The organism is Lysinibacillus sp. FJAT-14745 (genome assembly GCF_001275675.1).
In the GTDB taxonomy this organism is placed as follows: Bacteria; Bacillota; Bacilli; order Bacillales_A; family Planococcaceae; genus Lysinibacillus.
This window is the reverse complement of the sequence record NZ_LITM01000004.1, coordinates 1-14,907: the sequence shown is the minus strand read 5'-3', so window position 1 is coordinate 14,907 and position 14,907 is coordinate 1. Positions and strand designations below refer to the sequence as shown.

Here is a 14,907-nt window from a genome sequence, read left to right as displayed (position 1 = left end):
CCCCGCTTATATTATTTAACGTCATAGCCTTGATCGTCGATTGTTTCTTTAATTTGCTCTAGAGATACTTGTGTTTCGTCAAATGCTACATCTACTAAACTATCAGCTAAGTTTACTTTTACTTGTTCAACGCCAGTTAAAGCGCCAACACTTTTTTCCACTGAGTTTACACAATGTCCACATGACATTCCTTGTACGTTTAAAGTTACGTTTTGCATAAAATATCTCTCCTTTAATTTTCAATACTGTATAGGGGTATATATTTAATAAAGAACCTTTTACTTTTTCATTAACTTTTGAATAGTCACAACTAATTCATCTAACACTGCCTCATCACCTTCTGATAGGCGATCTACTACACATCCCTTTAAATGACCTTCTAATAATATTTTTGCTACACTATTTAAAGCAGACTGTGTGGCAGACAGTTGCGTAATAATATCATCACAGTAAACGTCTTTGTCAATCATCCCTTTAATACCTCGGATTTGACCTTCAATTCGATTCAAACGAGTCGTTAAATCCTTTTTAACGCGTTCAGGATGATGGCTTTTTCGACACGAAGCTTCCTCTGTATGACAAGCATCTTCTTTCACTCTATCCTCCATTAAATACACCTCCTACTTCACAATCATCATACTATACCCACGAAGGGTATGTAAAGCTTAAAATTTTTAATAAACTTTATTAATGGTGATGATGGTGATGATTCGACTGCTCATTTTTTATTGTACATAAAATTGAATTATCATGCTTATGCTCTACTGTTTCCAATTGAATCGTGACATGCTTTATGCCCTTATGCTCAAGATTATGTTCAATTTCTCGTAATATATTCTCACTATCCGCAATTTTTAGGTGATCATCAACAACTGCATGACAAGAAAGCGCATTTGTTCCACTTGTTATTGTCCAAATGTGTAAATCGTGAATGCTATGAACACCATTAGTTTGCACAATAGTTTGCATAATTTCCTCAACGTCTACGTTTGAAGGTGTTCCTTCCATGAGAACATGAACAGCTGCTTTCGTTACATAGTAGCCGCTTCTCAATACTAATATTGCAACAATAACACTCGCAAGTGGATCAGCCCAACCCCAACCAAAGAACATCATTAATAGTGCGGCAACGATGGCCCCTACTGATCCAAGCATATCGCTTAATACGTGTAAAAAAGCCCCACGCATATTTAAATTATCTTTTGTATCACTGCCACGCATCATAATCCAAGCTACCAAAATATTTATCAAAAGGCCGATTGTACTAATAATTAGCATCCCTGTAGTTGCCACTTCAGGAGGATTTGCAAAACGTTCTATTGCTTCATAGAAAATGAATAAAGCAATTAAAATTAATGTCACACCATTTAATACCGCCGCTAAAATTTCAAATCGTTTATAGCCGTATGTTTTACTATAGCTTGCTGCCTTTTCGCCAAACATAAAAGCAAGTAAGGCGATCGCTAAGGAAATTGAGTCACTTAACATATGTCCTGCATCAGATAAAAGAGCCAAACTATTTGTTACATAGCCGCCAATCACTTCAACAACCATATAACTCGTAATAATAATAAATGATACTATTAACACCTTTTTGTTTGCGCCATGTGTATGGTCATGGCCGTGATCATGATTATGTCCCATGTTTTATCCCTCCATTAGCTCTTAATTATGCGTAGCATGCTCAATAGCTTGCATCAACAAATTCATAATGTGATCATCATCTTTTGAGTAATATAAGGTTGTGCCTTCCCTTCTATATTTCACTAACCGTAAATTTTTCAAAAAACGTAACTGATGTGAGACTGTTGATTGACCTAAATCTAAAATTTCAGCGATGTCGTTGACTGAATGTTCATCCGTACACAATAAATTTAATATGCGAATTCTTGTCGGATCACTTAATGCTTTAAATGTTTGAGACACTACGAATAGCGTTTCTTCATCTAAATGTTGCCCTTTGTTAGTCTGAACCTCTGTATTTTGTAATTTTTCATCCATTTAGTTTACCCCTAACCTTTTTATATTTATATATGAGCATATGTTCATATATAAATATAGATGGTCGTATTGGAAATGTCAACGTTTTAACTTCTTACCGAATCCGGACGCATTGTTTATCTGTAGCAAAAGCGAAGCGTCAGCAACAAATGTTTTCTGTGCGAAAGCGAAGCGTCAGCAACAATTATGCCGAGACATATTTGATAGTAGCAATTGTCAATTAAGCAAGATACACTAAATGATAAGGAGAGATCATAGTGGATATTTTTGAAACAGACCGATTGTTTATGAACAGTGCACTGGAAGAAGCTAAGTCAGCAGCCTTACTTGGAGAAGTGCCAATAGGAGCAGTGCTTGTATACGATGGAGAGATTATTGCACGGGCTCATAATTTACGAGAAACAACACAAAATGCAACGACACACGCTGAACTAATGGTTATTCAAGAGGCTTGCAAAAAAATAGGTAGCTGGCGCCTTGAAAAAACAACACTCTATGTGACACTTGAACCTTGTCCTATGTGTGCAGGTGCAATTTTACAATCTCGAGTGCCACGTGTTGTATATGGTGCAAGAGATATAAAAGCAGGCTGTGTAGATTCACTCTATCGTTTATTAAACGATGCACGCTTTAATCATGAGTGCGAAGTTACGGAAGGGATTTTAGCCGAAGAGTGCGGACAAATCTTAACCGATTTTTTCCGAGCTTTACGTGAACGAAAAAAAGCCGAGAAAAAAGCGCGACAAGCATTAGTTGTTGAAAATGAAAAATTTTAAAAATTTCACATACAAAGAAGGTGTCTCGGATTGAGGCACCTTCTTTTCTATGGTTAGGGAATAGCATATTGTCGTAATAGCGACAACATATTCATGACAATAATGTTTTTAAATACGCCAATTTAAAAAATGGAAAAAGCAATATAGCAAGTACATTACTGGCTAACCTAAAGAAAAATTTCAATACATATAAACCATTGACATGCATAAACTGAAAAGGGAAAATATAACTAGTAATAATTTAATTTAAAAGGTAATTAATGGGGAGGTTATATTTTAATGCCTATTTTTGATAGAGTGAAGTTCGATGGTTTACGCTCACGTGATTGGCTAATCTACAAACATCCGAATGAAAAGCTAGTGTTAGGTACTACACTTATCGTCAACGAAGGTCAAGTGGCTATTTTTGTAAAGGGCGGGCAAATATGTGATGTATTTAATTCAGGCACGCATGTTTTATCAACCAATAACTTACCATTACTTCATCATGTTGTGAATTTTGCTTATGGAGGGGATACACCTTTTTCAGCAGAAATCTACTTTATAAATCTAACGGTAAAATTAGATTTATATTGGGGAACCTCTGATCCTATTCAACTAATTGACCCAAAATACTTTGTAAAATTACGTATACGAGCATTTGGACAATTAGCTCTTCGCCTTGATGACTATTTATTATTCTTTACAGAAGTTATAGGCTCTATGAATAAAGATGATATTGTTAGTTTCGAAAAAGTACAAGATTACTTTAAAGGTTCTCTTATTACATCCATAAAAACTGAACTTGCAAATAAAATTATTAATGAGAAAATCTCTGCACTAGAAATAACAACAGAGCTTCATAATATTTCAAATAGTTTAAAAGAAAAAATATCTGAAGAATTCAATGCGTATGGTTTTATAATGGCCCATTTCCATATTCAATCAATTAATTTCCCAGAGGAAGATTTCGATAAAATAAATGAAATTTTACAAGATAAAGCTAAATTCGAAATTATGGGTGACAATCGTTATGTAACACAGCGTAGCTTTGATATATATGAGTCTGCGGCAGCAAATGAGAATGGAGTAGCCGGATTATTTGCTACAAGTGGGGTTGGCTTAGGGGTAGGACAAGGTATGGTAAATATGATGAACCAACAAGTACAACAGCCTACCAATAATGTCACACATAAAATATGTCCTTCTTGCCACGGCAATATTTCGTCTACTAGTAAGTTTTGCAATTTATGCGGTGAAAATTTAACGCGTAAGGTTATTACATGTCATTCTTGTCAGGGTGAAAACGAAGAATCATCAAAATTCTGTAACTCTTGTGGAAATAGTTTACTTAAACCGGTTTGTTCATGTGGGCAAGAACTAGATATTACTTCAAAATTCTGTAATAACTGCGGCGCTCAAGTTAAATGAATTCAATAACGGGTTATCATCTTAAAGAAAAAATAATGTCTAAAAAGAGATGCATAAAAACAATAATAATTGATTAGGAGATTTTAATATGAACAATGTTGCCTGTCCCCAATGTGGTGCACCTGCTGATGTTGCATTAGCTCAATGTAAATATTGTGGTGAAAAATTCAATTTCAGTAATAAACAGCAAGTTGTGCAACAACCAGAACCAGTTTATCAACAACAGCCTCAACCTGTCTATCAAACACATCCACAGCAAGCATTTATGTATGATGGGATCGACCCTTCTTGGCCTATAAAAAATAAAACTGTCGCAGGATTACTCGCTATCTTTTTTGGTGGGTTTGGCATCCATAAATTTTACTTAGGTAAAATTGGACAAGGTATATTGTACCTCATCTTCTTCTGGACATATATTCCAGCATTTATAGGCTTTATAGAGGGCGTTATTTACTTGCTTTCTAATGAACATAATTTCTCTGTGAAACATCGAGTTCGTCCTCGCTAGCATAGTTAAAGAAAAACTACTGTTGAGATTAAATGTTCAACAGTAGTTTCTTTTATTTTTCGACTCAATTTATTTTGGAGCAATTACTTTTTTACCGCCCATATATGGAACTAATACTTCAGGAATCACTACGCTTCCGTCGGCTTGCTGGTAATTTTCTAAGATTGCTGCTACTGTACGGCCGATTGCAAGACCTGAGCCGTTTAATGTGTGTACATACTCTGGTTTTGCATTTGGCTCACGACGGAAGCGAATATTTGCTCGACGTGCTTGGAAATCTTCAAAGTTAGAGCATGAAGAGATTTCACGGTACATATTTTGAGCTGGAATCCATACCTCTAAATCGTACTTTTTCGCTGCAGTAAAGCCTAAATCAGCTGTACACATTTTTAGTTTGCGGTATGGTAACCCTAATAATTGCAGTACTTTTTCTGCATGACCTGTTAATAGTTCTAGCTGTTCATAAGATTCTTCTGGTTTTACAAAGCGTACTAATTCTACTTTGTTGAATTGGTGTTGGCGAATTAAACCACGTGTATCGCGACCTGCAGAACCCGCTTCTGAACGGAAGCATGCACTGTATGCTGCAAAGCCCTGTGGTAATGCTTCAACTGGTAAAATTTCATCACGATAGAAGTTTGTTACTGGTACTTCTGCTGTTGGAATCATGAAATAATCTGTGTCAACTAATTTAAAGACATCTTCTTCAAATTTAGGTAGTTGTCCTGTACCTGTTAGGCTATCACGATTAACAATTACAGGTGGTAGCATTTCTTCATAGCCATGCTCTTCTGCATGTAAGTCCATCATAAACGTCATTAATGCACGTTCTAAACGAGCGCCAAGACCACGATAGAATAAGAAACGACTACCAGTCACTTTTGCACCACGTTCAAAGTCAACAATTTGTAAGTCCGTAGCGATATCCCAGTGCGCTTTAATGTCAAAATCAAATGTTGGAATGTCGCCCCAAGTATATTCCTCTACATTATCGTCCTCTGTTGTGCCAACTGGTACAGATGCATGTGGAATGTTCGGTAAACGCATCATCATATCTTTAAAGCGTTCTTCTACATCATTTAATTGAACATCTAGCTCTTTAATTTCATCGCCAACTTGACGCATACGTGCAATAACGTCATCCGCATTTTCTTTATTACGTTTCATGATAGAAATTTGCTCAGATACTTTATTACGTTCAGCTTTAAGCTCTTCTGTTTTTGCAATTAATTCACGACGCTTTGCATCTAAATCTTCAAAGTCATCTAAGTTTCCTAAATCCTCATTACGTGTTAATAGCATTTCTTTAATTTCCGCGAAATTGTCGCGCACGCGTTTAATATCTAACATCGTCATACCTCCAGTAGATTCTTAATGATGGGAAAATATTTAGTAGAAAACACAAAAAAGCCCTCATCCCCCAAAAAGGGACGAGAGCTACCCGCGTTGCCACCCTAATTGACTAGACACTTTGTACTTTGTCTAATCCACTTATTTCATAACGGCATTTCAGCCGGCGACAGCCTACTTCATTAACTTCGACTGCGCAACTCCAGGACGGATTCACAAGTGCTTTTATCAGCTTCCACCACCCGCTGACTCTCTAAAAAAAACGTGCTTGCTACTACTTCCCATCATCGTGTTCAGTTATTTAAATTTATCCATACTGTACTATATGAATTAAGATTTTGCAAGTCATACCATAGAAGATACAAAATATTCAAGAATACGTGAATCTGACGTTAATTCAGGATGGAAAGAACAGCCTAATAAATGATCGTCCTTTGCTAGCACGATTTTTCCATCATGCTCTGCTAATACTTCAACGCCTTCACCTACAGAAACAATATGTGGCGCACGTATAAAGACAGCTGGAATAGCAGCTCCTATTTCAGGAATGTCGAGCTTAACCTCAAAGCTATCTACCTGACGTCCATAAGAATTCCGTGCAACTACCACATCCATTACAGCTAAATGTGACTCGTAATCCACTAATTCCTTTGCCAATAAAATCAATCCTGCACATGTTCCAAACATCGGTAAACCCTGTTTTGCAAGTGTACGGATTGGCTCTAATAGCTCATATCGATTCAGCAATTTCCGCATCGTTGTGCTTTCTCCACCAGGTAAGACAAGTCCATCAAGCTTCTCTAAATCAACTCTTTGTTTTACTAAGACCGCTTCGCATCCGAGAGACTCTAACATTTGTACATGCTCTCGTACCGCTCCCTGTAATGCTAAAACACCGATTCGCTTCATCTTACCAGCCTCGCTCCTGCATACGCTCATTTTGACTAAGCTGTGCAATATCAATACCTTTCATCGGAACACCAAGTTCTTTTGAAATTTCAGCAATTAGCTTGTAGTCCTTATAATGCGTAGTGGCCTCTACAATTGCACGAGCAAATTTCTCTGGGTTTTCTGATTTAAAAATACCAGAACCAACAAATACACCGTCAGCTCCAAGTTCCATCATTAATGCCGCATCAGCTGGCGTAGCAACTCCACCTGCTGCAAAATTCACGACTGGTAAACGGCCGTGACGCTTAATTTCTCTTAATAATTCAAAAGGAGCACCAAGCAATTTAGCCTCTGTCATTAATTCATCCTCTGTCATACCAACAACCTTACGTACTTGTGCATTCACTTTACGAATATGGCGAACTGCCTCAACAATATTACCCGTCCCTGGTTCCCCTTTAGTGCGTAGCATGGAAGCCCCTTCACCAATGCGTCGAGCTGCTTCTCCTAAATCACGACACCCACAAACAAAAGGCACTGTGTAATTACTTTTTAATAAATGAAACTCTTCATCTGCTGGAGTTAATACTTCACTTTCATCAATATAATCAACACCCATTGCCTCTAACACTCTTGCTTCCACAATATGCCCAATACGTGCTTTAGCCATGACAGGAATGGATACAGCCCCCATAACCTCCTCGACAATACGAGGATCAGCCATACGTGCAACTCCACCCGCCTTGCGAATATCTGATGGTACTCGTTCTAATGCCATAACAGCTACAGCTCCTGCCGCTTCCGCAATTTTCGCCTGTTCTGCATTAATAACATCCATAATGACGCCACCCTTTTGCATTTCCGCCATCCCGCGCTTAACTAATTCTGTACCTGTTTGTTTCATGATTTCTAACCTCCACCTTTATGATGAAATTTAGTATAATCGAAATTGACCATATAAAAATATCCAGTTTATAAAATAACCATAAGGTCAGGAGGATTAATGAACATGGACATGCTATTATTTCAACTAGAAAAAAATGGTGAAAAACCGCTCTACGATCAGCTTTATAGCGGCATTAAAGAAGCTATTATTACAAAGAAAATAGCAGTAGGAGAAAAATTACCATCAAAAAGAAAATTAGCCGATTTTTTGAATATTTCTCAAACAACTATTGAAATTGCATATGCACAGCTACTTGCTGAAGGCTATATTATGTCTAAATCCCGTGTCGGTTATTTTGTAGAGGAAATTGACGAGCTTCCGTATATTCAGCAGGACACAATAACTTCCTTAAACGAACAACCTAAGAAAAAATCGTACAAGATAGATTTTAATCCTGGTTCCATCGATATTGATGCCTTCCCTTTTCAAACATGGCGGAAATATGCGAAAGAGCTCTTTGATGATGCCTCAAAGGAATTATTATTAACAGGTGAGCCTCAGGGAGAACGATCTTTACGAACGGAGATTGCTAATTATTTATTTCAATCACGCGGGGTTGTTTGTAATCCCGAGCAAATTGTCATCGGTTCAGGAACAGAACAGCTTCTACCAATGATTTTGCGACTCTTTAGTGACAATACTTGTTTTGCCCTTGAGAATCCTGGATATCCAGCTGTGCATCGTATGTTTTCCCAGCATAAACGAAAAGTCTATCCAATTGCGGTCGATGATGAAGGAATTGTCATACATGAGCTCGAAAAAACTAGCGCTGACGTTGTTTATATCACGCCATCTCACCAATTCCCTACAGGAGCAGTATTATCGGCTACAAGACGTGCACAGGCTTTAAATTGGGCATCACAAAGCTCCTCTCGATACATTATTGAAGATGATTATGATTCTGAATTTCGTTATACTGGAAAACCAATTCCTGCACTTCATGCATTAGATCGAAATGATAAAGTAATTTATATGAGTACATTTACAAAATCATTAATGCCGTCATTGCGCGTCGCTTATTTTGTACTTCCACCAAAATTACTTGCTACGTATAATGATGTATTTAATTACTATTCATCAACAGTACCTCGTTTCGATCAACATATTGTAGCTAATTTTATGCGTGATGGCCATTTTGCAAAGCATTTAAATCGAATGAGAAAGATTTATCGAAAAAAGCATGAAAAACTTACTTCTATTTTAGAAAACTATTCTAATCAAATTAATATCACCGGTGAGCAAGCAGGAATGCATATTTTACTCGATGTACAACATACTTTGTCTGAAAAGCAATTACAGCAACTTGCCTCCAATTCGGAAATTAGAATCTATCCACTATCTGATTATCGCCTGGATCACTCCTCATCCTTACAAGCTCAATTTTTACTAGGTTTTGGAGGTATACCAGTACATGAAATTGAACCTTCTATTGAAAAGCTAATGAACTGTTGGGACATACAAAAAAAACAGCTAACAACCTCACATTAAAAAAGGTTGTTAGCTATTTTCTCTATATTATGATTCCACTAGTTGAATATTATAAAACTCAAACCATGTATGAATTTGACCCAGATAAGCTAAAAGCTGCGGACCTGCCATTAACTGTCCGTACCAAGGAACTTTGAAAGAACTGCCACCAGATTCAATGAGCCCTATTAGCTTCTGTCGCTCAAATAATTCATGAAGAATTGAATTTTTATCCTCCATTATTTCCTTTAGCCATTTTTGAACACCTGCTGTATAAACTGGATGATAGGTTTTAGGGTACGGATTCTTTTTCCGATATAAAACTTCCTCTGGCAATAAATGTTGCATTGCCTTACGAAGTAAACCCTTTTCTATACCGCCTAAATTTTTCATTTCCCAAGGAATATTCCACGCATATTCCACCAGTCGATGATCTGCAAATGGCACACGAACTTCAAGACTCGCCCCCATGCTCATACGGTCTTTTCGTTCCAGCAATGTTTGCATAAACCAGACCATATTCAAATAAAACATTTCTCGTTGCCTTACTTCCTCAATACTCTCCCCATCAAGATAGGGTACTTCAGCAATTGTTTGTGAATATGCCTGTTGTGCATATGATTCAACTTTTAATTTCTTACGCCATCGCTCTTGTAACATTGTTGATCTTTCAGACAGTGAACGAATCCACGGAAAACCTGTAGTCGTTTCTGTAAACCATGGATAACCACCGAAAATTTCATCTGCACATTCACCTGATAGTGCAACGGTAAAATCTTTTTTAATTTCTCGACAAAACCATAATAACGATGAATCTACATCTGCCATTCCTGGTGAATCTCTGACGATGACAGATTCTACTAAGGAATCGATTAATTGTTGCTGAGAAATTTCCTCAGCATGGTGTGTCGTACTAAAGGTATCTGTCATTTTTTTAATCCAATACGTATCTGTAGATGTTTGAAAAGCATGTGGATTAAAAAAACGTTCATTATCCTCGTAGTCTATAGAGTACGTATGGAGTTTGCCTTTATTTTGTTGCTGAAACATGTTTGCAGCAATTCCGGTAATAATGCTGGAATCTAATCCTCCTGAAAGAAATGTACAGATTGGTACGTCTGAAACAAGCTGTCTTTCAATAGCATCTGTTAGTAAAAAACGGACATGATCGATCGTGTCCTCTAATGACTCTTCATGACGTTTACTCTGTAACTGCCAATACTGCCAAACTCGTATCCCCTCTCTAGAGAAACGCATTGCGTATCCTGGACGTAGCTCACTAATATTTTGAAAAAGTGACTTTCCGGGCGTTCTAGACGGTCCTACAGCCATAATATTTGCTAGCCCTTCTGTATTAACAGTTGATTTAATTAATGGATGAGCTAATAATGCTTTTACTTCGGATGCAAAAAGTAAACCGTCTTGTTGTTCTGTGTAAAACAAAGGCTTTACACCCAGTCGGTCTCGGCATAAAAACAGAGATTGTGATTGTTCATCCCATATACCAAAAGCGAAAATTCCGTTTAAAAAATCAACACACTGCTCTTGCCATTCAATATAAGCAGTTAATAATACTTCCGTATCTGAATGTGTTGCAAAAACATGCCCTCTCTTTTGCAGCTCTTTCCTTAATTCTTCTGTATTATAAAGCTCGCCATTATATGTAATGACATAGTTTGCACCATCATGAACTTTTTTCATCGGTTGCTTCCCACCGATTAAATCTATGACGGCTAGCCGACGATGGCCAAATGCAATATGCTCACTACACCAAATATTTTCATCATCTGGCCCGCGTTTATTTAACGTTTGCGTCATTAACTTTAGAATTTCATTACTTGTTCTTAAATCCTTTTGAAAGCTAGCCCATCCTGTAATGCCACACATTTAGCCACATCCTTTCGCCTAATAGCGTATGCAGTAAAGCGTAAAAATGTGAAAAAGAACACGTAGATGTTTTAAAAACATTTACGTGTTCTTTTTATTAATTATTAAAATAAGCCACCAACAAAGTCAGTAATGCCGCTCCATAAGTTTCCGAAGAAGCTACCAACGCCTTGGAAGAATAATGAGATACCGCTAGCACGCTCCACAGCCTCTGTTGTAACAACATCGGCTTTAAGGGCCTTACCGTCAATAAAACCGTAATCTGTGCCCTCTGAGCGCTCAATAACTACCTTCCCAACAACTGTATCCTTCTTAACCTCTGCTTCAAGACTCTTTTTATCTAATACTAGTTTAGGTTTATATAAATCTTTCTCAGATGACTTGACCATAAATGAAACTGGATCTTTAACAGCAATTGCTACTTTGTTTTCTTTACCTTTTGTAACTTTTACTGTCTCTTGATCTTTAAACTTATAGTTCGCAGGAATGATTTCTTGTTTTGAGAATTGTGAGAAACCATAGTTTAGCAATTTAGCTGTTTCATCGAAGCGCGCTTTTCTTGAGCCCTGTCCTTTTGTATCTACAGCCTTCATAACAACAGAAATTAAACGTGTACCATTGCGCTCTGCTGTACCTGTAAAGCAATGTCCAGCAAAGTCTGTTGTACCTGTTTTTAATCCGTCAACGCCTTCATATTGGAACACTAATCCTGGCAACATAAAGTTCCAGTTCTCCATATTTATTTCATCATCTGTACCTTCACGGAACTTCTTTTTTGCAATTTTAGACGTTTTTAATACGTCTGGATGATCTTTTAGTAAATGATATGCTAATTTAGCTACAGATTTAGCAGGCATTACGTTTTCATCACTTGGTCCAGTACCAGCTGGCTGCATACCAAACAAATCTGCATTGTTAAGACCAGTAGAATTCACGAATTTATAGTCTTTAAGACCAAGCTTTTCTGCTTTTTTATTCATTAGCTTTACAAACTCTGTTTCAGTTCCTGCAACTGTTTCTGCAATAGCCACTGTTGCAGCGTTTGCAGAGTAAATAGCCATCGCTTCATATAATTCGCGAATTGTGTAAGTTCCATCTCTACGCAATGGTACATTACTTAACGCACGGTTTTGGGACAATTTATACGTATAATCAGTTACGTGATATTCCTGATCCCATTTAACTGTACCAGCATCAATTGCATCCAATAACAGGTATTCAGTCATCATTTTTGTCATACTCGCAATACCTAGTGCAGTATCGGCATTTTGTTCATATAAAATTTTTCCTGAATCTGCGTCAACTAAAATCGCAGCATCCACATGTAGTCCTAAATCTGAGTCTGCATGTGCCTTCGCAGGAATACCTGCTAAAACACTAAATAACAAAACAGGAATTAGGAGTAAGCGAATGACAGTGTTCATTGTCTTTTTCACCTTTAAAGCCCTCCAAAAAAATAATCTTGTCCTCGACATTTTATCATATATAGTAATGTCAGTGCGCAATCTCTATCATAAAAAAATGCTCTCGTGTCATCTTTGTAGACGATTCGAGAGCATAAAAGTTGCTAGTAATATATTACATCGAATAGTTTGGTGATTCTTTTGTGATTTGTACATCATGTGGATGTGATTCACGTAGACCTGCACCTGTCATACGAACAAATTGAGCATTTTCACGTAAGAACTCAAGGTTAGCTGAACCGCAATAACCCATACCTGCACGAATACCACCGATTAGTTGATAAATAGTATCCGCTAGAGGTCCTTTGTAAGGAAGACGACCTTCAATACCCTCTGGTACTAATTTTTTCGCGTCCTCTTGGAAGTAACGATCTTTTGAACCTTTTTCCATAGCTCCAATTGAACCCATACCACGGTAAACCTTGAAGCGACGACCTTGGAAGATTTCAGTTTCACCAGGAGATTCAGAAGTACCTGCAAGAAGTGAACCAAGCATTACAACGTTACCACCTGCTGCAAGAGCTTTTACGATATCTCCAGAGTATTTAATGCCTCCATCAGCAATAATTGCTTTACCAAGCTCACGAGCTACTGTTGCACAATCGTATACAGCTGTAATTTGTGGAACACCTACACCAGCTACGACACGAGTAGTACAAATAGATCCTGGTCCAATACCAACTTTCACTACATCTGCACCAGCCTCAAATAATGCGCGTGCACCATCAGCAGTTGCTACGTTACCAGCGATAATTTCAAGCTCTGGATAAGATTCACGGATAGAGCGAATTGTTTGTAATACACCCTCAGAATGGCCGTGAGCTGTATCGATTACTACGATGTCTACTTGTGCTTCAACAAGCTTTTCAATACGTATCATCGTATCTTTTGAAACACCAACTGCTGCCCCTACTAATAAACGACCATGTATGTCTTTTGCAGCGTTAGGGAACTCAATTACCTTCTCAATATCCTTAATTGTAATTAATCCAGTTAATTTACCTTCTTCATCTACAATTGGTAACTTTTCGATTTTATATTGTTGAAGAATCTTTTCAGCATCCTCTAGAGTCGTTCCAACAGGAGCTGTAATTAAATCTTCTTTTGTCATAACATCTTCAATTTTTAAAGAATAGTCAGAAATGAAACGTAAGTCGCGGTTTGTAATGATCCCTACTAGTTTTTGGTTTTCCATACTATCAACAATTGGTACACCAGAAATTCGGTATTTACCCATTAAATGCTCAGCATCGAAAACTTGGTGAGTCGGAGTTAAGAAGAATGGGTTTGTAATAACACCATTTTCAGAACGTTTTACTTTTTCTACTTGCTCTGCTTGCTCATCGATCGACATGTTCTTATGGATAATACCGATACCGCCTTGACGTGCCATAGCAATTGCCATTTTAGATTCTGTAACTGTATCCATGCCTGCGCTGATCATTGGAATATTTAATTTAATTTTCGGTGTTAGTTGAACTGATAAATCAACATCTTTCGGTAATACTTCTGAATGCGCTGGTACTAATAATACATCATCAAAAGTTAAACCTTCTTTGGCAAATTTAGTTTCCCACATTTTCGTAACGTCCTCCTATAGTTAAAAGAATATTAATTGTAAGATTAACAACGTGCTAAGCTACTGTCAAGAAACTTATAAAAGAAAGACAATTCAGATTTTTTAAAGTGCCAACTCTGATAGTTTTTTCTTCCTTTTTTTATATTGAATTCAAAATAACCTTCTTAATTTTTTTCTACATATGGTATAAATATTAGTTAAGCTCTTCTTATTTTAAGCAAGTTTTGTGAAATTATTGATAAATTATTAAGGTTTTTCATAAAAAAAAACAGCCAGCACACAGCTGACTGTCTTTGCCTAGCGACGTCCTACTCTCACAGGGGGAAGCCCCCAACTACCATCGGCGCTAAAGAGCTTAACTTCCGTGTTCGGTATGGGAACGGGTGTGACCTCTTTGCCATCATCACTAGACTATTAACGGCTTTCAATATACATCGTATTTCTTTGTCAGCTTCTGTCGTTCAGTCAGTCACGTACTTGAGTACGCTCCTTCCCTCTCTCCATCGCTTCCTCGAACTACTCGTATCTTGAAACCCTTTTTTGAAAGAATTATTCTTTCAAAACTGGATAAACGGTGCATTGAATGTTTCAAACGTTTTGGTTAAGTCCTCGATCGATTAGTATTCGTC

14 protein-coding genes, 1 rRNA gene and 1 other annotated feature are annotated in these 14,907 nt (G+C 37.3%); of the genes, 4 read left to right on the top strand and 11 right to left on the bottom strand.

Annotated elements, in window-relative coordinates; genetic code table 11:
- Nucleotides 1–11 precede the first annotated feature (11 nt).
- From copZ to AMS59_RS06610, 4 genes are all read right to left on the bottom strand, one after another.
- Nucleotides 12–218 (bottom strand): copper chaperone CopZ, encoded by a 207-nt coding sequence (gene copZ / locus AMS59_RS06625; RefSeq protein ID WP_053482973.1) that lies wholly within the window; start codon nt 216–218, stop codon nt 12–14.
- Nucleotides 219–278: 60 nt separating this feature from the next.
- Nucleotides 279–608, bottom strand: coding sequence for a metal-sensitive transcriptional regulator (locus AMS59_RS06620; protein WP_053482972.1), 330 nt, complete (start codon nt 606–608; stop codon nt 279–281).
- A gap of 79 nt (nt 609–687) precedes the next feature.
- Nucleotides 688–1,644 carry a cation diffusion facilitator family transporter gene (locus AMS59_RS06615; protein ID WP_053482971.1) on the bottom strand — a complete coding sequence of 319 codons (957 nt, stop codon included), beginning with the start codon at nt 1,642–1,644 and terminating at the stop codon, nt 688–690.
- A gap of 21 nt (nt 1,645–1,665) precedes the next feature.
- Nucleotides 1,666–2,001 carry a metalloregulator ArsR/SmtB family transcription factor gene (locus AMS59_RS06610; protein ID WP_053482970.1) on the bottom strand — a complete coding sequence of 112 codons (336 nt, stop codon included), beginning with the start codon at nt 1,999–2,001 and terminating at the stop codon, nt 1,666–1,668.
- A gap of 257 nt (nt 2,002–2,258) precedes the next feature.
- On the opposite strand from AMS59_RS06610, the gene tadA reads away from it, so the two are divergent.
- From tadA to AMS59_RS26170, 3 genes are all read left to right on the top strand, one after another.
- Entirely contained in the window at nt 2,259–2,777 is a 519-nt protein-coding gene (gene tadA, locus AMS59_RS06605; RefSeq protein ID WP_199777680.1) for a tRNA adenosine(34) deaminase TadA, read from the top strand.
- A gap of 279 nt (nt 2,778–3,056) precedes the next feature.
- Complete coding sequence (locus tag AMS59_RS06600) at nt 3,057–4,187, top strand: SPFH domain-containing protein (protein WP_053482969.1); 1,131 nt, start codon at nt 3,057–3,059, stop codon at nt 4,185–4,187.
- A gap of 265 nt (nt 4,188–4,452) precedes the next feature.
- Nucleotides 4,453–4,695: a TM2 domain-containing protein gene (locus AMS59_RS26170; protein ID WP_234007704.1), complete on the top strand. Its 243-nt coding sequence runs from the start codon at nt 4,453–4,455 to the stop codon at nt 4,693–4,695.
- Nucleotides 4,696–4,764: 69 nt separating this feature from the next.
- Here AMS59_RS26170 and serS read toward each other — a convergent pair whose 3' ends face one another.
- The 3 genes from serS to pdxS form a co-directional block, all read right to left on the bottom strand.
- Entirely contained in the window at nt 4,765–6,045 is a 1,281-nt protein-coding gene (gene serS, locus AMS59_RS06590; protein ID WP_053482967.1) for a serine--tRNA ligase, read from the bottom strand.
- 73 nt (nt 6,046–6,118) lie between these two features.
- Nucleotides 6,119–6,342: a binding site (T-box leader), on the bottom strand.
- A 48-nt stretch (nt 6,343–6,390) separates the two neighbouring features.
- Nucleotides 6,391–6,954: a pyridoxal 5'-phosphate synthase glutaminase subunit PdxT gene (pdxT, locus tag AMS59_RS06585; protein ID WP_053482966.1), complete on the bottom strand. Its 564-nt coding sequence runs from the start codon at nt 6,952–6,954 to the stop codon at nt 6,391–6,393.
- Nucleotide 6,955: 1 nt separating this feature from the next.
- The gene (gene pdxS, locus AMS59_RS06580) at nt 6,956–7,840 is read right to left on the bottom strand and encodes a pyridoxal 5'-phosphate synthase lyase subunit PdxS (protein ID WP_053482965.1); all 885 of its coding nucleotides are present in this window, start codon (nt 7,838–7,840) and stop codon (nt 6,956–6,958) included.
- Between the two features lie 105 nt (nt 7,841–7,945).
- Here pdxS and AMS59_RS06575 point away from each other — a divergent pair, with 105 nt between their 5' ends.
- Nucleotides 7,946–9,370 carry a PLP-dependent aminotransferase family protein gene (locus AMS59_RS06575; RefSeq protein ID WP_082337415.1) on the top strand — a complete coding sequence of 475 codons (1,425 nt, stop codon included), beginning with the start codon at nt 7,946–7,948 and terminating at the stop codon, nt 9,368–9,370.
- 27 nt (nt 9,371–9,397) lie between these two features.
- Here the strand turns inward: AMS59_RS06575 and asnB are convergent, their stop codons facing one another.
- The 4 genes from asnB to rrf all read right to left on the bottom strand — a co-directional run bounded on the left by asnB (nt 9,398) and on the right by rrf (nt 14,689).
- A complete protein-coding gene (gene asnB / locus AMS59_RS06570; protein ID WP_053482964.1) occupies nt 9,398–11,236 on the bottom strand; it encodes an asparagine synthase (glutamine-hydrolyzing) in 1,839 nt (612 codons plus the stop codon).
- A 104-nt stretch (nt 11,237–11,340) separates the two neighbouring features.
- The gene (locus AMS59_RS06565) at nt 11,341–12,672 is read right to left on the bottom strand and encodes a D-alanyl-D-alanine carboxypeptidase family protein (RefSeq protein ID WP_082337414.1); all 1,332 of its coding nucleotides are present in this window, start codon (nt 12,670–12,672) and stop codon (nt 11,341–11,343) included.
- Between the two features lie 142 nt (nt 12,673–12,814).
- Nucleotides 12,815–14,278, bottom strand: a complete 1,464-nt coding sequence (gene guaB, locus AMS59_RS06560; RefSeq protein ID WP_053482962.1) for an IMP dehydrogenase — start codon at nt 14,276–14,278, stop codon at nt 12,815–12,817.
- 295 nt (nt 14,279–14,573) lie between these two features.
- Nucleotides 14,574–14,689, bottom strand: a 5S ribosomal RNA gene (gene rrf / locus AMS59_RS06555).
- Nucleotides 14,690–14,907 lie beyond the last annotated feature (218 nt).

What these genes read in the sequence shown, in the direction of transcription:
- copZ (WP_053482973.1), bottom strand. Translation starts at nt 218, where the DNA reads ATGCAAAACGTAACTTTAAACGTACAAGGAATGTCATGTGGACATTGT.
- AMS59_RS06620 (WP_053482972.1), bottom strand. Translation starts at nt 608, where the DNA reads ATGGAGGATAGAGTGAAAGAAGATGCTTGTCATACAGAGGAAGCTTCG.
- AMS59_RS06615 (WP_053482971.1), bottom strand. Translation starts at nt 1,644, where the DNA reads ATGGGACATAATCATGATCACGGCCATGACCATACACATGGCGCAAAC.
- AMS59_RS06610 (WP_053482970.1), bottom strand. Translation starts at nt 2,001, where the DNA reads ATGGATGAAAAATTACAAAATACAGAGGTTCAGACTAACAAAGGGCAA.
- AMS59_RS06600 (WP_053482969.1), top strand. Translation starts at nt 3,057, where the DNA reads ATGCCTATTTTTGATAGAGTGAAGTTCGATGGTTTACGCTCACGTGAT.
- AMS59_RS26170 (WP_234007704.1), top strand. Translation starts at nt 4,453, where the DNA reads ATGTATGATGGGATCGACCCTTCTTGGCCTATAAAAAATAAAACTGTC.
- serS (WP_053482967.1), bottom strand. Translation starts at nt 6,045, where the DNA reads ATGTTAGATATTAAACGCGTGCGCGACAATTTCGCGGAAATTAAAGAA.
- pdxT (WP_053482966.1), bottom strand. Translation starts at nt 6,954, where the DNA reads ATGAAGCGAATCGGTGTTTTAGCATTACAGGGAGCGGTACGAGAGCAT.
- pdxS (WP_053482965.1), bottom strand. Translation starts at nt 7,840, where the DNA reads ATGAAACAAACAGGTACAGAATTAGTTAAGCGCGGGATGGCGGAAATG.
- AMS59_RS06575 (WP_082337415.1), top strand. Translation starts at nt 7,946, where the DNA reads ATGGACATGCTATTATTTCAACTAGAAAAAAATGGTGAAAAACCGCTC.
- asnB (WP_053482964.1), bottom strand. Translation starts at nt 11,236, where the DNA reads ATGTGTGGCATTACAGGATGGGCTAGCTTTCAAAAGGATTTAAGAACA.
- guaB (WP_053482962.1), bottom strand. Translation starts at nt 14,278, where the DNA reads ATGTGGGAAACTAAATTTGCCAAAGAAGGTTTAACTTTTGATGATGTA.